General features: G+C 39.8%; 17 protein-coding genes. 7 read left to right on the top strand and 10 right to left on the bottom strand.

Annotated features, from left to right (window positions below; all coding sequences use genetic code 11):
- Positions 1–1,569 carry a signal peptidase I gene (gene lepB / locus BWD42_RS14725; protein WP_077437162.1) on the top strand — a complete coding sequence of 523 codons (1,569 nt, stop codon included), beginning with the start codon at positions 1–3 and terminating at the stop codon, positions 1,567–1,569.
- 267 nt (positions 1,570–1,836) lie between these two features.
- On the opposite strand, the gene BWD42_RS14720 is transcribed toward lepB, so the two are convergent.
- The gene (locus tag BWD42_RS14720; protein ID WP_077437161.1) at positions 1,837–2,553 is read right to left on the bottom strand and encodes a pyridoxine 5'-phosphate synthase; all 717 of its coding nucleotides are present in this window, start codon (positions 2,551–2,553) and stop codon (positions 1,837–1,839) included.
- 60 nt (positions 2,554–2,613) lie between these two features.
- On the opposite strand from BWD42_RS14720, the gene cdaA reads away from it, so the two are divergent.
- On the top strand, positions 2,614–3,408 hold the full coding sequence (gene cdaA / locus BWD42_RS14715; protein WP_175992071.1) for a diadenylate cyclase CdaA: 795 nt from the start codon (positions 2,614–2,616) through the stop codon (positions 3,406–3,408).
- 143 nt (positions 3,409–3,551) lie between these two features.
- On the opposite strand, the gene BWD42_RS14710 is transcribed toward cdaA, so the two are convergent.
- From BWD42_RS14710 to BWD42_RS14690, 5 genes are all read right to left on the bottom strand, one after another.
- Positions 3,552–4,397, bottom strand: a complete 846-nt coding sequence (locus BWD42_RS14710) for a DUF2911 domain-containing protein (RefSeq protein WP_077437160.1) — start codon at positions 4,395–4,397, stop codon at positions 3,552–3,554.
- 233 nt (positions 4,398–4,630) lie between these two features.
- The gene (gene gluP / locus BWD42_RS14705; protein ID WP_077437159.1) at positions 4,631–5,923 is read right to left on the bottom strand and encodes a glucose/galactose MFS transporter; all 1,293 of its coding nucleotides are present in this window, start codon (positions 5,921–5,923) and stop codon (positions 4,631–4,633) included.
- Positions 5,924–6,203: 280 nt separating this feature from the next.
- Positions 6,204–6,629, bottom strand: coding sequence for a hotdog fold thioesterase (locus BWD42_RS14700; RefSeq protein WP_077437158.1), 426 nt, complete (start codon positions 6,627–6,629; stop codon positions 6,204–6,206).
- Complete coding sequence (locus tag BWD42_RS14695; RefSeq protein ID WP_077437157.1) at positions 6,595–7,143, bottom strand: DinB family protein; 549 nt, start codon at positions 7,141–7,143, stop codon at positions 6,595–6,597. Before BWD42_RS14695 ends, BWD42_RS14700 begins: the two co-directional genes overlap by 35 nt.
- Positions 7,124–8,353 (bottom strand): sensor histidine kinase, encoded by a 1,230-nt coding sequence (locus BWD42_RS14690; protein ID WP_077437156.1) that lies wholly within the window; start codon positions 8,351–8,353, stop codon positions 7,124–7,126. The genes BWD42_RS14695 and BWD42_RS14690 overlap by 20 nt, the downstream gene beginning before the upstream one ends.
- A 119-nt stretch (positions 8,354–8,472) precedes the next feature.
- Between BWD42_RS14690 and gltX the strand changes: the two genes are divergently transcribed.
- Positions 8,473–9,993, top strand: a complete 1,521-nt coding sequence (gene gltX, locus BWD42_RS14685) for a glutamate--tRNA ligase (RefSeq protein WP_077437155.1) — start codon at positions 8,473–8,475, stop codon at positions 9,991–9,993.
- A gap of 57 nt (positions 9,994–10,050) precedes the next feature.
- Here the strand turns inward: gltX and BWD42_RS14680 are convergent, their stop codons facing one another.
- Entirely contained in the window at positions 10,051–11,628 is a 1,578-nt protein-coding gene (locus BWD42_RS14680) for an MFS transporter (protein WP_139351171.1), read from the bottom strand.
- 6 nt (positions 11,629–11,634) lie between these two features.
- Complete coding sequence (locus tag BWD42_RS14675; RefSeq protein WP_077437153.1) at positions 11,635–12,684, bottom strand: HlyD family secretion protein; 1,050 nt, start codon at positions 12,682–12,684, stop codon at positions 11,635–11,637.
- Between the two features lie 271 nt (positions 12,685–12,955).
- On the opposite strand from BWD42_RS14675, the gene BWD42_RS14670 reads away from it, so the two are divergent.
- Positions 12,956–13,765, top strand: a complete 810-nt coding sequence (locus BWD42_RS14670) for a helix-turn-helix transcriptional regulator (RefSeq protein WP_077437152.1) — start codon at positions 12,956–12,958, stop codon at positions 13,763–13,765.
- A gap of 10 nt (positions 13,766–13,775) precedes the next feature.
- On the opposite strand, the gene BWD42_RS14665 is transcribed toward BWD42_RS14670, so the two are convergent.
- Complete coding sequence (locus BWD42_RS14665) at positions 13,776–16,661, bottom strand: DEAD/DEAH box helicase (RefSeq protein ID WP_077437151.1); 2,886 nt, start codon at positions 16,659–16,661, stop codon at positions 13,776–13,778.
- 173 nt (positions 16,662–16,834) lie between these two features.
- Positions 16,835–17,614: a diaminopimelate epimerase gene (gene dapF / locus BWD42_RS14660; RefSeq protein WP_077437150.1), complete on the bottom strand. Its 780-nt coding sequence runs from the start codon at positions 17,612–17,614 to the stop codon at positions 16,835–16,837.
- Positions 17,615–17,842: 228 nt separating this feature from the next.
- On the opposite strand from dapF, the gene BWD42_RS14655 reads away from it, so the two are divergent.
- The 3 genes from BWD42_RS14655 to BWD42_RS14645 all read left to right on the top strand — a co-directional run bounded on the left by BWD42_RS14655 (position 17,843) and on the right by BWD42_RS14645 (position 20,881).
- Positions 17,843–19,399, top strand: coding sequence for a Do family serine endopeptidase (locus BWD42_RS14655; RefSeq protein ID WP_077437149.1), 1,557 nt, complete (start codon positions 17,843–17,845; stop codon positions 19,397–19,399).
- A gap of 505 nt (positions 19,400–19,904) precedes the next feature.
- Positions 19,905–20,342, top strand: coding sequence for a low molecular weight protein-tyrosine-phosphatase (locus BWD42_RS14650; RefSeq protein ID WP_077437148.1), 438 nt, complete (start codon positions 19,905–19,907; stop codon positions 20,340–20,342).
- Positions 20,343–20,533: 191 nt separating this feature from the next.
- Positions 20,534–20,881, top strand: a complete 348-nt coding sequence (locus tag BWD42_RS14645) for a hypothetical protein (protein ID WP_077437147.1) — start codon at positions 20,534–20,536, stop codon at positions 20,879–20,881.

Genomic DNA, 20,881 nt, shown 5'->3' with positions numbered 1-20,881 from the left:
ATGTGGTTAATTATCTTTGCGGTTTTAACAGCAATAGCGGGATATGGATTGTGGCAATTGTTTGTTAAAGCTGGCAGAAAAGGCTGGGAAGCAATCGTACCTTTTTATAGTCAATATATACAGGCGAAATTAACAGGAAGACCAACATGGTGGGTGATCTTATTGTTGATTCCTATTGTCAATATTTTTGTTTTCTATAACCTTTACCTCGACTTCATCCACTGTTTTGGCAAACGTCGCTTTTGGGAAAATGCGGCTGCTGTTTTGGTGCCATTTATTGTGCTGCCCATGTGGGCTAAGGATAATAATGTGCGTTTTCTGAATGGATTATACGCTAAGAATCTGAAGGCTGCGGCACAGGAAGGTGCGGAATTGACCGAGGAAAAGCTTGCGGAAATAGAACAGGCCTCCTATAAGGAATATAAAATTAAATATCCGTATAAGAAGTCTATGGTGCGTGAATGGGCTGACGCAATCGTTTTTGCAACCGTTGCAGCATCGCTGATCAGGGGATTTTTAATTGAAGCTTATATGATTCCCACGGGATCAATGGAGCGTACTTTATTGATCGGAGATTTTTTGTTTGTAAGTAAATTGAATTATGGCCCGCGGGTACCTAATACGCCTATTGCTTTTCCTTTTGCGCACCACACGATGCCAATAACAGGTGGAAAGGCTTACTCTGAGTTGATTGAACTACCTTACAAACGATTGCCGGGATTTCAGAAGATAGAACGAAATGATGTTGTTGTCTTTAATTTCCCCGCAGGTGATACAGTAGCGTTGGAAAATCAGAATGCGAGCTACTACGATCTGGTCAGAGCGTACGGTTGGCAGACCGTTAATTCACAATTTACTATTCAGGCGCGCCCGATAGATAAACGCGAAAATTATATCAAGCGTTGCGTGGGCTTGCCGGGAGATAAAATTTCAATGAAAGATGCTAAGCTCTTTATCAATGATCAACCTGGATTTGATCCACCTGAAAGCCAGTTGAATTATTATGTGTTGACAGATGGCACGCCATTGGATATGGAACGTCTACGTGAACTACGTATCGAAGGCGGAGGATCTGATCAGCAGCCGGGCGTATATGAACTGTATATGACAGATGATGAGGTCGAACTGGTGAAATCTTGGTCAAATGTAAAGGAAATTAGAAGAAGTCCAGCGGGTGAAGGAGCTTATCCGTATGACCCTCAGTATAAATGGGATTTTGATAACTTCGGCCCTATCTTGATCCCAAAAAAAGGTTGGACGGTAGCTTTGAATGCGCAGACCTTGCCTATCTATGAACGTGCTATTCGCGTTTATGAAAACAATAAACTTGAAAAGCGCACCGATGGTATATACATCAATGATGTGAAAGCGGATAGCTATACCTTTAAAATGGACTATTTCTGGATGATGGGAGATAATCGTCACAATTCCCTGGATTCAAGAGGGTGGGGTTTTGTGTCTGAAGACCATATTGTCGGTAAAGCATTATTTACCTGGATGAGTTGGGACGAAATCGGTACAGGTCTTTCCAAAATCCGTTGGAACCGTATATTTAAAGGAATCCATTAATAAGTATACTTATAACGAAGCGTCTATTTTCTTTTGTAGACCTTTTGAACTGCTCCTATTAATTGGTTGACAGAATTTAAGCGTAAATAGAGTCCTTGTCAGGTTTACTGGCAAGGATTTTTTGTTTGGGTATTTTTTTTGATTTGGTGTTTATTAAAAAAATCCTTCCCGCGAAAGAGAAGGATTTTAGGGCTTTGGAGTAGCTAATGCGAGCCAATAGATCCAAACTGATCTATTATTTCAGGCATTAAGCCTTCGCAATATTGTCTACTTTAGACAGGCTAGATAACGTTTGATTGTTTCCTCCAGCCCGAGGTACAAGGCATCTGAAATCAAGGCATGGCCGATGCTCACTTCTAGTAGCTCAGGGATATGCTGGTTGAAATACTGAAGGTTATTTAGGTCTAGGTCATGACCCGCATTTAAACCTAAGCCGACTTCGCGTGCCTTTAATGCGGCTTTGAAATAGGGTTGAATGGCTTTTTCTTTATCAAATCCATATTCGCTGGCAAAGCCTTCTGTATATAACTCTATGCGATCGGTCCCTGTTTCTGCTGCTGCTTCGACCATCTCCTCAAGGGGATCTACAAAGATCGATACACGTATATCCGCATCTTTGAACAATTGGCACATGTCTTTTAGGTACGCTTTGTTTTTGATGGTATCCCAGCCGTGATTGGAAGTGAGCTGTCCTTCGGCATCAGGTACAAGGGTTACCTGGGCGGGTTTGTTCGCTAATACCAGGTCGATGAATTTCTGTTCCTGACAGTTGCCTTCAATATTGAGCTCGGTCTGGATCTCGGCTTTTAAGTCAAATACATCCTGATAACGGATATGCCTTTCGTCTGGCCTTGGGTGGACAGTGATGCCCTGGGCACCGAATCGTTCACAGGCCAATGCTGCAGCTACAAGATTAGGATTATTACCGCCTCTGGAGTTTCTGAGCGTTGCAATTTTATTGATATTTACTGAAAGTCTAGTCATTTTCTTGTATGTTATATGGTAAAAATACAAATAATATCTATTTTTTTTTAACTTGCATATATGGATGGAATCGATTATAGTTTGTTTAGTGGCTTTCGCCTATTAGATGTTATCGATATTATATTGGTGGCGATTATTATCTACTATATCTATAGTCTGATCCGGGGTACTATCGCCGTAAATATCCTGATCGGAGTTGCCTTGTTTTACGGGGTTTATATTGTTGTCAAACAGATGCACATGCGTCTATTGACCGAAATATTTGGCGGATTTATATCTGTCGGATCCATTGCGCTGATTGTGGTATTCCAGCAGGAAATCAGACGCTTTTTGCTCCATGTGGGTAAAAATATATCGATGAAACGAAAGAAGGTTTTCTGGTCGTTTTTGGGGAATAAGAAAGCCATACAAAAAGACCTTACTGAGGATCTGAGACCTGTCGTGGAGGCCTGCAGAAGCATGTCGCGTACACGGACTGGAGCATTACTGGTTTTTTCAAAATATTTTGATGAGGAATATTACCAAAGCAGTGGTGAATATATTGATGCACAAATTTCAAAACGTTTAATAGAGAGTATATTTCATAAAAACAGCCCGCTACATGATGGCGCGGTAGTGATTGTCGATTTTAAGATTATGACGGCTTCTTGTGTGTTGCCGCTATCGGATAGTGAGGATTTGCCACTGCAATTTGGCCTGCGCCACCGTGCAGCAATCGGGGTTACTGAAATCTCCGATGCAATAGCGGTCATTGTTTCCGAAGAAACCGGGGAAATCTCGTTTGCAAAGGACGGTAATGTGAATATGAATGTTTCACCTGAAGAACTGGAACAATTGCTGAAAGACGAATTATAAAAATGAAGTTGGTTCAAAATAACAGAAGACCCAGCGCATTGAATATTCGATAAGAGCGGAGAGAGGCATGCGAAAGAAATGAACAAAAAAGGGGGTATCCAAAAACGCGGATCCCTCTTTTTTGTTATACAGTTTTCAATGCCTTATTTTTTTGCAGCATTGATGATTTGTGTATTCAATTTGATGTATTCGCTATTTTTACCTTCGGTAGCGACTTCTACTCCTTTCGTAGCTGTTTCAAGCGCGCCTTTTTTATCGCCAGCTTTTAATTGTGCTTTCGCTTTCCAGTATAATACATGGGCAGCCTTGGGTTGTGCTTTGGCTGCTTCGTCAAACCAGGCTAGCGCTTTTTTCTCGTCTAGATTGTTGTTGAAATAGTACTGTGCTGCGGCGAAATAAGGTTTTTTATCCCCTTTCATAGCTTCGTCAATAGAAGCAATAATTTTTGCCTGTTGATTAACTTTAAGATCAACTTTTATGGCTGTTTTATCCCATGCAAGAGTTAACACAGCGCCTGTTGTTGTCACATTATCGAAAGAGATTGTAAATGTTTCGACCGGATTGCTTAAATTCTGTGGTTTAACGCTGAAACGCAGCGCATCTTCGGACTGGTTATAGGTATAGGCTCCCCATTGCTTGGTATTTTTGCTAATAATTACCGTCCACTCGTTCTTGTTAGGGATAGTAAATAATGCGTAGGTTCCCGCAGTAAGCTTCTGTCCATTTAGGCTAACATCGCCTTCGAAGGTCAAAGTCGTGTTCGTATTGGCCCCGGTACGCCATACCTCATTATAAGGGACAAGTTCACCAAAAATCTTACGACCATTCATGCTCGGACGACTATAGTTGAGAGTTACATTTTCGATTCCCAAGCCCTGGGTAATTGTTTGGGCACTACTTGCTGCCGGTAGTTTTAACTGGGCAAAGGATTCATTTGCAGTAAACATTAGGGCTGCTGCAAAGGCAATGGCAAAGAATTTCTTTTTCATTTTGTTAGCTAATTACTTTGTGAGCTCAAGCGCTCGATTATTAATTGAATATGAATTTGCGAATTAATGGCTAAGGCTCGTTTATTTCGAATGATGCACTTTGCATTGCGGCACATACCTTGAATTCTGTCGTAAAAGCACCTAGATTCATCACTTAAAAATAGGAAGAATTTCACACAAAAGGGCATCTATTTTTTTAGATGCCCTTTGTTATAATAATATTCGTTTTGATATTAGTTTTCTTTGCCAATTTTATGTCCTTTGGCTGCAAAGAATAGGATATATAGATATGCCGGAACCATTGCATAGAGAAATGCATGCTGGAAATCAACATGTAAGGTGTCTTTTAAATAGCCATATATCAAAGGCCAGATTGCGCCCCCGGCTATACCCATAATCATAATACCCGAGCCTGTCTTTGTAAAACGACCTAATCCTTTTATTCCAAGTGGGAAAATTGCTGGCCACATCAATGAATTTGCTACACCTAATAGGGCAACAAAGATATAAGAGGTTAGTCCTGTAGAGAACGCGGAAATGGCGGTGAAAGTAATTCCCACAATTGTACAGATACGTAAAGCAGTTTGTTGCGATACAAATTTTGGAATAGAAATAATACCAATGAAATAACCAACTAACATACATACCAATGTGAAAGTTGTACCATACTTAACAAAAAATGGTGGAAGAGATAATAATCTGCCATAAGTTCCGATGATATCACCTGCCATCACTTCTACTGCTACACAGAAGAAAATAGCTAAAAACCCTAAAAATAAATGCGGAAACTGGAAGATGCTTGTCTTTTTTGTTCCTGTAATTGTCACTTCATCTGTTGTTTCTTCTTCCTTATTGACATCAACCTCTGGCATTTTTACCGCAAATACGACAATAGCAAGAATGGCTACGCCAATAGCTACACCGATATAAGGACCGTGAAGCCTTTCGGATAATTCTGCGAGTAAAGCATCATGCTCTGCTCCAGCTTTAAGTTCTTTGATTCTGCTGGAAATACTGTCGTAATCTTTTAATAGGATACTTCCCAAAACCACTGGTACAATCATGCCCGCTGTTTTATTGAAAATACCTACGATAGAAATCCGTTGGGCGGCACTTTCTATGGGCCCAATGATACTGAGGTAAGGATTAATTGCTGTCTGCAATAAGGCCATACCTGAGGCCTGAACAAAGATCGCAACAAGGAAGAGCTGATAGCTCAAGTTGGATGCCGCCGGAATAATGATAAGTGCACCAATAATAATTAAGACCAAGCTGGCTACAAGACCATTTTTAAACCCTATTTTGCCCAGGATCCATGAACTTGGCAATGCAAGGAAGAAATAGGCAATATACGATGCAAAAAGGATTAAAAATGCTTGTGTATCTGTCTCCAAATTAAATGCTAGTCGTACAAATGGAATCAACGCCCCATTAGCCCAGGTGATATACCCCAGAATAAAAAATAATGCACAGCAAATGAGCATAGGAACTATTGCTGTTTTACCCGAATTAGGATTAGTGGTCATTTTTTTAATTATATTTTAGTTAAGTTATCGTTCATGGATTGGAATCTGTCAAAAAAGTAACGTTAGACAAACGATTGCATGCTATTTTTGATGATTTTTAAATGATCCATCTTACAAGACTACTTAATTTTCTTGAATATCGGAAATAAATAAAGTGGTATTTTGATAATTATTTGGCAAAAAAAAGAAGAATAAATTGTAAAAATTATTCTTCTTTTGTTGCAAATATTGTTGATTTCGAATTACATGGGATTGATAAATCGAGTTAGCAAATCGGTGCTTATTTTGGCACGATGGCTACTGTAAGTCTTGAGATACAATTCAGTTTATTGAAGCGGTCATACATTTTTATCTCCCAGATATGGGTTGACCGACCTATATGTATCGGGCTACATTTTGCGGTGATGATTCCACTGCTCACCGGTCGGATGTGATTGGCGTTTACTTCGAGACCTACGCCACGATATTTGTCGGGGTCAACCACCAAATTAGAAGCAATACTCCCTAAAGATTCTGCGAGTACTACAGATGCACCCCCATGTAGGATGCCATGCGGCTGCTTTACATTGTCTGTAACGGGCATGGTTGCCGTAATACCATTATCATCTATTTCGGTTGCCCTGATTTCCAATAAACCTGAGAGGTATTTATTGAAAAAGACATTTATTTCCTCAATGCTGTAAGGCTGAAACCAAATTTTTGACATCGTCTGAATTTAAATAACGTTCCTGAATGATGATACGGTGATGATTGAGATGCCCTGCAATCACATATAATAATGCTTTGACACTGGTGAGTCGTTCTGAGGCCATGCCTTTGCGTTCTAATTCTACATCGTTAAAGCTTTTGAACAGCATCAGGTTGGCCTTGCGTAAATAAGTAAATTCTTTACTTAGACTTTCCAATGTCCGGTCATTGTAGCGGGAATATTGAATAAGGTAGTCTTGGTCATACCCTGCGAGCTCTTTCAGGTCATTGCGCGAAAAACGTAACGCACGGTAGGCCATGATCCGTTCATTATCGATGACATGTCCGACGACCTCTTTGATGGTCCATTTATCTTCGGCATATTTGAAATTGCCTCTTTCTTCTGGAATAGCGTCCAGAAATGCAGGAAAGGAGAGCGTCTGTTCTTCCAATGCATCTAATACGTTATCGACTACAGTCTCAATATAAGGTGCGTAGACTGCCGGATATTCGTCAGATTTGAGTGGCTTCATATTTTAAGTTGCTTTTTAAGATTATTCGAAATGTTGTTCCTTTACCTATTTCAGATTCTTTAACAAAGATTTGTCCTTGGTGATATCGTACCATTCGTTTGGTTAGGCTAAGACCAAGTCCCCAACCTCTTTTGCGTGTTGTAAAACCTGGCTGGAAGACAGATTCAAAATTTGATCTTGGAATTCCCTTGCCCGTATCACTAATGTCTATAAAAATTTCTTCTTTCGCAATATTTTGTGAAATATTAACAGTTATCTTTCCCTCTGTGCCAATAGCATTTACGCCGTTTTTCAATAAATTTTCAATGATCCAATCGAAGAGCGGAATATTGAGTTTGGCCTCCACGTGCTTATCGCCATATAATTCGAATATGATCTTGTTACTGGTCCGTATGCGGAAATAATCGATGTAATTTTTGATCACATCATAGAGATTGTGATTGGTCAGCACCGGTGTTGAGCCTATTTTTGAAAAACGATCAGCGACAATTTCCAATCTTTTAATATCATTTTCCATTTCATTGAGTGTATCGTCTTGTTCCGCGTCAAATTTGATCCTGATAAGCTCTAACCAACCCATTAAGGATGATATTGGAGTCCCCAATTGGTGAGCGGCCTCTTTGGTCAGTCCCACCCAGACTAGATTCTGCTCGGATTTTCTAATGGAATTGAAAACGGTATAAGCTATAATCAGGAAGAGGGCGATCAGTGACAATTGAACATAGGGAAATACCCGCAATTGTTGCAGAAACCAGGAATCTTTATAGTAAACATGCCATTTTTGGCCATTTTCCAATTCAAGGGTAATGGGCGGATGACTCTTTTTCATAAAGGCGAGCTGTTTCTGAAAATATGCGGGGTCGTAATCCAGTTCATTTGTAACACTATCATTCTGAATCGGCTTAATATTAGTCTTGGTTGAATCCAGATTACGCCAAAAAATAATATCGTTTTTATCGTCAGTAATAATTGCCGGCAAATTTAAACTATCTCTGACCGCGTAGATGAATGTGATGAATTCATCGTCTACGTCGGGCATAGTCATGATATTTTTGGTACTCATAGCCCATACTTCTGCCTTTGAACGTTCGGCATGGGCAAGGTTACGAACAAGATAATTGGTATAAACCAATGATGCAATGGCAATAATTGCCGCAAAGATGAGCAAAATAAATTTCCAACGCTGTTGGCTTATCTGAGAGGATTTCATGATTCTGTATGTTGTACTCTATTGCAAATTAATGAATAAATGTCTGTTTTTTGCACTTTTATTTGACCTTGAGAGTCATCCTGTTATCCAAATCAAAAATTTTGTGGTAATTTTGCCGCATGAGTTCAGAAAGAAGAGTAAGGGTGCGATTTGCACCGAGTCCTACTGGTGGTTTGCACCTTGGAGGCGTACGTACAGCATTGTTTAATTTTCTCTATGCTCGTCAGCATAAAGGAGATTTTATTTTACGTGTCGAAGACACGGACCAAACCCGTTTTGTCCCTGGGGCCGAAGAATATATCAACGAATGTTTAGCGTGGTGTGGTCTGTCTCCGGATGAAAGCCCATTACAGGGTGGTCAATATGGCCCTTACCGTCAAAGTGAACGAAAACCGTCGTACCGCAAATTTGCTGAACAGTTGATTGCAGACGGATATGCTTATTATGCGTTTGATACTGCGGAGGAACTGGAAGAGCAGCGTAAGCTACAACCTAATTTCCGTTATAGCCACGAAAACAGGCTGCAATTGCGTAATTCTTTGAGCTTGAGTGAGGCCGAAACGCAACAATTACTAGATTCCAGCACACCGCATACTATACGAATAAAGATCCCAACAGATGAAACAGTGTCTTTCACCGATATGATCCGTGGTAAAGTCGCTTTTGATACCAATCTTGTCGATGATAAGGTGCTGCTTAAAGCGGATGGAATGCCAACCTATCACTTAGCCGTGGTTGTGGATGATAAGGCGATGGAGATCTCACATGTTTTCCGTGGCGAAGAATGGTTGCCTTCAGCACCGATTCATGTGCTGTTATGGGAATACCTAGGTTGGGCTGACAGCATGCCGCAATGGGCGCATCTTCCGTTAATCCTGAAGCCGGATGGAAATGGAAAATTAAGCAAACGCGATGGTGACCGTTTAGGATTTCCTGTATATGCCATGAATTGGACAGATGCAAAATCGGGTGATACAACAAAGGGATTCCGTGAAATGGGATTCCTGCCAGAAGCTTTTGTCAATATGCTTGGTGTATTGGGTTGGAACGATGGTACAGAACAAGAGCTATTTTCTTTGGAGGAGTTGATCCAAAAATTCAGCGTTGACCGTATCAGCAAAGCTGGAGCAAAGTTTGATTTTGAGAAGGCAAAATGGTTCAATCACGAATGGATTAAACGTTCTTCAAGTGATTCTTTATTACCTCAGATCAATGATGTATTGGCTCAACATCAGATCAAAGTAGAGGATGCTTATGTGAACCGTGTTTTGGCTGCCGTCAAAGAGCGATTAACTTTTGTAGAGGATTTTTGGACTCAGGCTTCTTTCTTTTTTGTACAGCCAGCCGAATACGATCTGAATGCGGTAAAACCAAAATGGTCAACTGAAAAGACAGCATTCTTTGAAAATATAGTGACATCATTTGAAGGCTTTACAGAATGGAAAGCAGCGGAGCTTGAATCATTCTTTAAAGAAGCAATTCAAAACTCGGGGATGAAGATAGGCGAGTTGATGATGCCATTCCGGATTATGCTGGTTGGTGGAAAATTTGGTCCTGATGTTTTCCAGATTGTTGAATTACTTGGACAGCGTGAAGTCATTGAGCGCATAAAGAAAGCACTTCAGGAATTTGACGCTTAAACACTACAGTATATATATTGTAAAAAAAGCTGTTGCAACTTATTGCAACAGCTTTTTTTATAGGTATGAAATCCGCAACCGCATGAATATTGCTTTAGCTGGGGTAAATAGAAAAATGATCAGTGTGATGAATGCTCCCAATATCCCGAGATAAGTAAATATTTCCATATTACTGACCAGAGATGCTTGTTGACTAAGTGTTGCCTGTAAACTTTTGCTGGCGAGATTAGTGGCCAATTGATCGCTGGATGTTCCCAAGTATTTTTCGACCAAAGCGCTCCAATAGGCGACTGTGATTGGATTGCTCATATTTAAGTGTTGTTCGATCTGGATGAAATGTTTTTGATTTAAGGTGTAACTGATGTTCTGAATTAGCGCAAAACCAATATTGGTACTCCAGAATCTAACGGTCGTACCCATTAAACCTGCATTGCCCGCATGATGTGGAGCAACCCCTGTTATAATATAGATCACAAGTGGTGTAAAGAGCCAGCCCTGTCCGATTCCCTGAATAAATAGTGGCAGGCCTATGGCCCAAATTGTGGTATCGGGGTAGAACGTGGGAACAAACAAAAAGCAGGATGTGGTCAACAGGAGGAACCCCAGGCCGAAAATGTATTTCGGTGATACTTCACGCAGTAAGAGTACTCCTGAGCTACCTACTCCCACTATGGTCCCAAGTACATTAATGTATTGGATATCGACGATGTAATGCCAGGGCCATTTCCATACATTGGCCATGACGGTGTAGACATTGTTGAGGCTGCTTCGGATCAAATAAAATAGGAAAAATAGGATAACACCAAAAATAATGTTCTTATAGCTCAAAATTTCAAAATGAAATAGTGGTCGTTTTACGAGATGTTGTTTGATGATAAACAGTGCACCAAAAATAAGGAAAAGTGCGAGGTTAATTGATATTGCCTCATTTTCGAACCAATAATATTTTCGGCCATAAATTAATACATATGCACCACAACTTAACGAAAGTAACAGGAAGAGGCAGCTGGCTAGATCCAATTGATGAAGTGGGAATTTTCGGCTTAATCTGTTGTTATTCAAGAGTAGTAATGCAATCGCGATGACCATCAAATGCCAATAGAGTACAACATGGATCATATCTTCCCAGCCATAATCCATAATACTTTCTTTTAGAAGGGATGTTGTTATGGTGCCACCTGTCAGCATAAAAGTGTACAAGAAGAAATAAGCAATGGTTCGACTTTTGGAATGCCTGATTTGCATCATCAGCAAGGGAAGAAAACATGCCCCTTCAAGTACACAGAAAATGCCTTCAATCACTCTGAGCACAGCAATGACAAATGGGTCTCTGGTCAGGGAGATTGCTAATAGAATGAGGATGGATACTGTACAGGTCAAAAGTATATATGTCCTTACCCGAAAGAATGCAAATAGCCGGTTAAATATCAATAGTGCTACAACAATAGCACCGTACATCAATGAAAGGAAATACTGTATATCCTCCATTTCGATGGCTAATGTGGAAGCTGTAAAAGCTGTATTGGAATGAAAAAGGGACATCAACATGAGATGCGGAAACATGGCCAAAATCATCATGGGAAGTTTAATCCATTCGGGTACCCACTTATAATATAAAGATGTATTTGAACTCATGAATGATTAAGATTGATGAGCGGCATGAACTACGACGTTCATGCCAGCACGTAGTTTTGTTAAGTCCTGTTTTGGTGAGAAGATAATTTTGATCGGTATACGCTGTTCAATTTTAACGAAGTTTCCGGTTGCGTTATCCTGAGGTATGACCGAAAATCTAGACCCTGAGGCTGGAGAAAAGGAGTGGATGATACCTTTGAGATGTAAATTTGGAAAGGCATCTACTTGTATATTCACTTCGGTACCTTCGGCGAGATTCGCTAGTTGGGTCTCTCTAAAATTCGCATTTATCCATTTTTCTTCACTGACAACATTGACCAAAGTTTGTCCTTCTTTAACAAATTGTCCGGGTTGGATTGTTCTTTTCCCAACAAAACCGTTGTATGGTGCAGTCACTATCGTATAGGAAAGGAAGACCTCCGCATTGTTTTTTGCTGCTTGTTTAATATCGATATTTGCTTTGGCAGGTAGCTCGTTGGCTTTTTCTTTGCTTGTATTTAATTGTGCAGCGGTGTATTCTTCCTGTAAGGCATTGAGTTGCGCCAAAGAAATTTCATATGCTGCCTTGGCATTATCGTATTGTTGTTTGGCCACAGCATCTGCTTCAAACAAATTTTTAAATCGTCTATAATCTTGTTCCGTTTGCCATACACTCACTTTGGCAGCTTCTAATTTTGCTTTCTGGACAGAAATACTATTGGCGGTGACATTTGTGCTTTTGACAATCACTTCGGCATTCCGCTGACTACTTCGAAGTTCGGCATTCGCCATATCTACTTTGGTTTGATACTCGCTGGCATCGATGAGTAATAAGGTGTCGCCGCGATGCACATATTGATTTTCTTCAAATCTGACTTCTTTCACAAAGCCTGCTATCCGACTTGCAACTGGTGTAACATACTGTTCTATCTGAGCATCGTTTGTCGTTACGTGCTGGCTAGTAAATAGCATATGTTTACCCAAAATGCCGATCCCTACGAGCAGTAGGGTCACGGCAAATACAACTAAAACTTTATTAAATCCCTTGGTCTTATCTTTATTTTCTTCTTTAACCATTATTGTTTTTATGAATATTTAAATGCTTTTTCGTCCATTCCCCTGGTAAGGTATGGATGATTTGTGTCCCATGTTCCAATCGGCAATTTCCAAATAGGATGGTAAATTGTTCGTAAAACAAGATTGCCTGGATACGCTGTATAGGATACAACGGTAAGCAAGGAGTGAAACTGTTTACAAAGATACTGCTGTCGATGGGAGTTTAGTTTTGTATAGTCGGACGGATATTTGTTCATTTGCGCCATGTTGCGAAAAAATGTAATTTTAAATCATGGAACAGGAGCAATTGAGGGCTATTGACGACAATCAATACGACTTTTATGTGTGTCATACACATGTAGATCGGATTGATCCCCGTGAATATATACATCAGAAAGCACGATTACTTTATGCGGATGGTGGTATTATACATGTTTTTACTGTCACCAAACATTGGTATTTGCCGGGTCGGTTTTACATGTGGATTCCCGCGAATACTGCTTATCATCTGGAGAGTTCCAGTTCGCATATTCACTTGTATAGCTTTTACTTCAAAGAACTGGAGGGAGTTCATCCGGTTCTTTTGGATCCCAATATATTTTTGAGCAACGACCTGATGCGAGAGATGTTCTTGTTCGCGAAGGATTGGGAAGGTGGAATCAGCAGAAAGACCAGCTATTCAAAGTATTGTTTACTACGGGCGATGATGGCTATTGTTCCTGAGATGAGTCCGCCGATAGATGCATTCCCTATGCAACATCCTTATCCTAAAAGCGAAAAGCTTCGACGTATTGCCCGATATTTGAACATGTATATTGATCAAACCTTTACTATCGACCAAGTGGCGGCGCAATTTGGAATGAGCAGTAGATCCCTTTCCCGACTTTTTAAGGAAGACATGGGTATCAGCTATATCCGGTTTTTAAGAGCTATACGTATTGCAAAAGCTTTGGAGCTAATGGCTGAAAATACCTATTCTATTCTGGAAATTGCTATGCGGATTGGCTATAGCGAATTATCTTCTTTCAGTAACATCTTTACGCGTGTAACGGGTATTCGGCCTTCGGTTTATATGTCGAAAATTAATGAATACAAAAATTGATAGCTTTAGATTAAGCCAAAAGCTCGTGCAGATCTTCCTGAGAAAGTGATTTTATAAAACTCTCTTCTGTTGTGATAAGACTCTGTGCAATGGATTTCTTCTTATTTTGTAACGCCAATATTTTCTCTTCCACCGTATCTTTACTGATGAATTTATAGATAAATACATTCCGTGTCTGCCCAATACGGTGCGAGCGGTCTACGGCTTGTTGTTCTACGGCAGGGTTCCACCATGGATCCAATATAAAGACGTAATCTGCTTCAATCAGGTTGAGCCCTACACCACCAGCTTTGATTGATATTAAGAACAATTTGGTATTGTTGTTTTTGCGAAACTGGCTTACTGCTTCATCACGGTTTTTCGTGCCGCCATCCAGATAGGCATAGTTAGTGCCTTTCTTATCGAAATATTGCCTGAAAATATTGAGCTGTTTAACAAACTGCGAGAAGATAAGGACTTTATTTCCCCGTTGCATTACCATTTCAAGGGTTTCAATGACGGCATCAAATTTTCCTGAATCACCCAAAAAGTCCTCATCAACCATTTTGGGATGATTGGCTAGCTGGCGAAGTTTGGTCAGTCCCTGTAATAGTGCAATCTGCGTTGATTTTGGCTTGTTGTCCAATTGTCCATCAAGAATGGCATTGCGATATTCCGATTTAACTTTTTCATAGAGTTCTGATTGTTTATCGGTCATTTCACAATAGAGCACTTGTTCAGTTTTTGGCGGTAGTTCTGTTGCGACCTGATCTTTTGTTCGTCTTAAAATAAAAGGTTTGACAATCGCCTGAAGACGTTGGGCTTTTTCTTCGTCCTTTTTCTTTTCAATGGGTTGGACAAATTCCTTTTGGAAGTAGGTGTAACTTCCCAACAACCCTGGGTTGGTAAAGTGCATTTGTGCCCAAAGGTCGGATACTGAGTTTTCAACAGGGGTACCGCTTAAAGCCAGTTTATTTTTGCTTTTCAGACTCTTTATAGCCTTAAAAGATTTTGATGTGGGATTTTTAATGTTCTGGCTTTCATCGAGGATAATGTAATTGAAATAAAAGCCACTCAATATATCTTCATCAATACGTGCTATGCCATATGTAGTGATGACCAGGTCATATTTTGCAAATAATGAGGCATCTTTGATACGATTATTTCCAGTATGCAGATGAATCTTGAGTTGGGGAGCAAATTGTTGTGCTTCTTTTTGCCAATTGTAAACAAGTGATGTTGGCAATACCAGAAGTGAGGTGTGCACTTCCTGCTGATCGGCAAGCTGCTCTTTTTGTTGTTGTAACAGAGCTAAAGTCTGTATAGTTTTACCTAAACCCATATCATCTGCGAGGCAACCGCCAAACTTGTACTGTTTTAGAAAGTTAAACCAGTTATAGCCCGCTTTCTGATAAGGTCGGAGATTTCCTTTAAAATTCTTTGGTTCAGGAATATCGACAATTTCCTCGAAAGTAGCGAGGTTTTGCAGTTTTCGGTTGAAAACTAATTTCGTGTGTTCGCTGATCTCAAAGAGTAAACCGATATGCACTTTATTTAATTTAAGTTCGTGTCTATCAGTAGAAAACTGGAAGAGATGATTGTATTGTGCGAACCATTCCTCAGGAATCATAGCGATTTCACCATTTGGAAGCGTAAATTCTTTGATATTGTTTAGAATATGGTTTCGTAAGTTTATAAAGGGAATTTCATAAGGGCCGAATTTAGCGATAGCACTGATATCGAACCAGTCATTGTCCTCATCAATAGCAATGTCCAACGAGGTATGCCCGATGAAAAAGCGTTTTTGTTCACTGTTTTGTATAATCTGAAATCCCAAGGCTTTTATTTGTTCCTGGTGATTGTTCATCCAATCAAATACAGAGATGTTTTTTCCGGATTGAATAGACGGGGCAAGCAATCCCATCTGACGATCTAGCTCCTCTAGGCCCAATTCTTTCAGATGCTCCTGCTGTTGTTCCTCCCATTGTAAAGAGCGTTTTACCCGATGAAAAATATATAGGTCTTTTTCCTCATTATATTCCATTCGGACTGTCACTTTATTTTCAGCTCCAGCAGTGAAGGTATGGACCCCATATTTGAATTGCAATTGTAATTTTGAAGTGCCATCTTCCACGTAGATCAAATGGAGTAAAGGAACGGCTTGGTGCTGATGTGTCTGTATCTCGAAACCTTCAGCATAGACATGGTAGCGTTCAATTAATCCGCAGACAAAACTTTCAAAATATTTCTTTTCTGTGCTTCTTCCAACAGAAATGTATCGTTTGTTGAGAAAGGGACTTAATTTTTTCCCTTCCAGGGCCTGATCAAAATAGTATAAGGTATTGTTTAAAAGTAGCCATGCCTGCGCATTGGTCAATACAATGGCATTTTTGAACATAAACTCCAAGCGCTGATTTTCGTATTTTATCGTTGGGAAGTAGCGTGTTTCCTCTTCATTTCGGCGAAAATGGAATAAGATTGAGGCTGCTGAGGTCGCGCGTTTAATTTCCTGATCCGCTGGATAACCGTCTTTACTCATCATAAAAAGCGGTTTGTCTCCGATAGCCTCAAAAAATTGAATCATCTTTTCATCAATCTTTGGGCGCAACAAGTCATAAAGTTTTTTGTCAAAGACTTTGGAGAAAAAGTCTACGGGCCTGATCGCTTTTTTATAATACTTTTTGATAAGGTTTGTCTGTTCGATATCGTCAAGTAACCGGATGAGCTTATAGTCTACCTCATCCAACTCTGCAGCATAGGCATCTACGGTATTACTAAATATACGTTGATACCGTAGTGAGTAAGTCCCATTAGGATTGAGTTTGACCATGTGTGGCTCAATGAGATAGCCAAGATAGGGGTGCTCACAAATAGAATAAACGATTTTATATACTGGAAATGACTTAGACTGTTGCATTAAAAATAGCGGACCTTGTAAATAAAGGTATCTAATATACGATAAAATATAGTCAAAAGTGAAAATTAAAAGGTAAAAAATGAGGATTCCTAGGAATCTTCTAGTAGGTTAGATTAACGGCTCAAATCTTTTGTTCGATTTTTAAATTTTTATCCAATTCTCTTGATTAAAGCCTAAAAAAGTCCTTCAAAAACAAATTGAGCTGGACCTTTTAGGAATACTTCTGTAAAATTGTGGCCGTCTTTATGGAACGAGACATACAGTTGGCCGCCTAATACACGAATTGGGATATTGATATCACCTTGAAGCTCTGATTGTAGTGCTACGGCCATCGCTGCGGCAGTAGCCCCAGTGCCACAGGCATACGTTTCGTCTTCTACGCCACGCTCAAATGTGCGTAGGAAATAGCCCTGTTCTTCTTTTTCTATAAAATTAACATTAATACCTTCTTTGGCATATGTGGCGTTATTACGGATCGCGAAGCCGTCCTGAAATACATTTTTTTCTTTCAGGTTTGTAACGAAGGAAACATAATGGGGAGAGCCCGTTTGTAAAATATAAGCTTCGCCATCACGTCCAAATTCGCGGACATCAATCATCTGCAGGTTGACAAGATCAGCTGATAAAGAGGCATGATGTACGCCGTCTACTGCCAAAAAGGCAGTTTTGTCAGTAATAACGCCCAAATCGTGTGCAAAGGCTACGATACAACGCCCGCCATTGCCACACATGCTGCCTTCACGTCCATCGGCATTATAATAGATCATCTCAAAGTCGTAATTTTCTTTATTCTGGAGCAGCATCAGACCATCTGCGCCAATACCAAATCGGCGGTCACAAAGTCTTTTGACCAGTGCTTCATCGGTACGGTTGAATGAATTGTCGCGATTATCCACTAAAATGAAATCATTTCCCGCTCCTTGATATTTTGAAAATCTTACTTTCGATGCCATTATGTTGATTTGTAGTAACAAAAATACGTTTTTTTGTTACAAAAAAGCGGTAGAAAGTTAAGATTTGTTAAAATTATTGCATTTGTCTAGCAATTAACATTTTTTAACGTGTCGGATTTTCCGAAGGCCTTGAAATGGTATTACATTTGAACATATCCGAATAAAATCGGTAATTTTAAGAGCAAAAATTATCAGCATATATTAAGACAATAAAATATAAATAAGTTTATGAATAAAGTCGGTTTAACGCTATTAACAGCTGTTTTCGGTGGAGCAGTAGCATTAGGTGGTTACAAGCTTATTGAGAATAAGAAATTAGATGGCATGTCTTTCGAAGAGAAACAGAAAGTTTATTTTGCCAATAATCCTACAGGAGTAATGTCTTCAACAGGTAATCCTGATTTTACGCAGGCCTCGGCTGCTGTAGCTCCTGGGGTGGTGCATATTAAGACAACGTACAGCAGAAAAGGTTCACAACAATCACAGGGATCTCCTTTTGATATGTTTGAAGAATTTTTTGGTATGCCGCAGGGTGGAGGACGCCGTCAGATGCAGGCACAACCGGTGCAGGCTTCCGGCTCTGGTGTTATTATTTCGGATGACGGATATATCGTTACCAATAACCACGTGGTAGAGGATGCGGATAAGATCGAGGTGGTATTGACAGATAAACGCACTTTTGAGGCAAAATTGATCGGTCGTGATCCAAATACTGATATCGCATTATTGAAGGTCGCAGGCAAAGGACTTCCTGTTGTAAAAATGGGAAATTCAGATAATGTTAATGTGGGCGAATGGGTGTTGGCGTTTGGTTACCCGCTTGGCTTACAGTCTACCGTGACTGCGGGTATTGTCAGTGCAACAGGTCGCGATATTGGCATTTTAAGAGAGGGGCAACAGCAACGTGGTAATCCTTTTGGAGGAGGTACAGAGCAGCCATTAGCGAGCTCTGCCATTGAATCGTTTATCCAAACAGATGCGGTGATCAATAAAGGGAATAGTGGTGGTGCATTGACCAATGCGTCTGGTGAACTCATCGGCATTAACTCAGCCATAGCGTCACCAACGGGTGTATATGCTGGCTACGGTTTTGCTATTCCGGTTAATCTTGTGAAAAAGATTGCGGATGATTTTGTTGAGTTTGGTAATGTAAAACGTGGTTATATCGGTGTTAGTTATGTGCCTATAACCTCAGAATTGGCTAAAGAAAAAGGTATTACAGAGGTCAATGGTTTATATGTGGAAGAGGCCGTTGCTGGTGGTGCTGCTGAAGCTGCGGGTATTAAAAAGGGAGATATCTTAACGAAGGTGAATGGTAAGGTGATTACAGGTTCTCCAGTATTAAGTGAAACCATCGGTCGTCTACGCCCAGGTGATAAAGTGAATATTACCTATAAGCGTGACGGCAAGGAAAAACAGGTGTCTTTGACATTGAAAGGTGAGGAATCGCTAAAATCAGCTTCTGGTGCGAATGGAAAAGCATCAAAAAGTGCGACTGAAATCTACAACAAATTAGGAGCAAGCTTTATTCCTGCTTCTGCTGCGAAGAAAAAAGAATTGGGCGTAAACTCTGGGGTTGTAGTAACACAGGTAAACCGTGGCGGTATCTTTGATTACTTTGGTGTCGAAAGAGGTTTAGTAATCACAGAGGTGAATGGAAAAGCTGTTAACAGTGTTGATGATATAGAATCTGCATTAGGTGCTACTCAACGTAATATTGTACGCTTAAAAGGTGTATCTCCTCAAGGCGGTGCAGTTCAATTGAGCTTCCCGGTTGAATATTAAAAATTGAATTAAGAATTGGTTGATTAATATAGTTTAGGTGGTTCTAACCGTAAGGTTAGACCACCTTTTTTATTAAAGGATTTCGCTGGAGAAGATTGTAAGATCTTTAATTGTTTTGATGCATTTCTCTTTGAAAAATAGTCCTTACTGAGATATGGTGATAGAGATTGTTTTATATATTATCATCGTCTATTGTGTGCACTGTCATCTTTTGTATTGAATGAATGAGCACAATCTAATCGAAAAATATCTGTGATAAATATTCATCGGAATGTTCCGATCGTAACTGGAAAGTACGATTTCATCAGGGTTTTTTCTTTAATAGGTTAAGTTTAGTTATTTTGTGCAAAAATGTAGAGATAAATGTTGCATAACTATATCCGTGAAGCTTAAAGTGCTTTTGGGAGGATAGTAATGTATGATCTGTCGGAGTTTCGATAGCAATTGAAATTGCAGACTTATCGTATTTTTCTTTTGATTACATTGGTTTAAAAAAAATATTTCGATGAAAATTTTAATGGTCTGTTTGGGAAATATCTGTCGTTCGCCTTTGGCACATGGGGTATTGAAGCAAAAAGTAAAAGATAAACAATTAAACTGGGTTGTCGAGTCCGCCGGGACAGGTGATTGGCATATTGGTGAAGCCCCGGATCGCAGGGCAATTGCGATTGCGAAGAAGTATGGGGTCGATATTTCCGGACAACGGGCGAGACATTTTCAGCCTACGTTTTTTAATGAATATGATCTTATTTTTGTCATGGATCGTCAGAATTTTACGGATGTTTGTGCACAGGCAGAGAACAAAGATGACTTAGATAAGGTACAATTGTTTCTAGATGATGATATCGTTCCTGATCCGTATTTTGATGATAATTTGTTTGACCCCGTCTTTCAGATGATTGACAAGCGATGTACGGAGATGATCAAAAAGATATCCTCGTAAATGACATTGATATTATCTGAATATCGTGAATTAATTCCTAATTTTCGATGGTGAAAAAACTTTAAAGTAAGGCTTTTGGGAAGGTCATCATGTATAAAACGTCGACAGGAGCATCGGTGAATACTATTTTATAAAGGGATGATATGACAAGTCAATAAAGGTAAATTGTCTTTTCCGTTTAAAAGAAAAAAATGAAAGTAGCAGAAGTAAATAAGAAGTGGAGTATCTTACAGGAGGAAATTGCTTCTTTGTTTGATATGGAAAAACCTGACATCAAGGTGTGTTTATTCCTTATCGGTGTGCAGGAGTTAGGGAAAGGTCCGCAGACTTTTTCGAAGCGACAGAAAGAAGAACTGATGCATATCGCAACATGCCGCCTTTTCAGTGCAATGGGGTTCTATACGTTAAAAGGGTTGGATGAAGAGGGCTGGCCGCACTGGGAACTGGTAAAACCCATTCCTAACTATACTTTATTGGAACAGGAACTTATTATGAAGTCCCTAATTATTGATTATTTTGAAGAGTTAAACGTCATCTAA

It is taken from the genome of Sphingobacterium sp. CZ-UAM (genome assembly GCF_002000245.1).
GTDB lineage: Bacteria > Bacteroidota > Bacteroidia > Sphingobacteriales > Sphingobacteriaceae > Sphingobacterium.
Note: the sequence above shows the minus strand (reverse complement) of the source record. Positions and strands in the feature narration are given on the sequence as shown.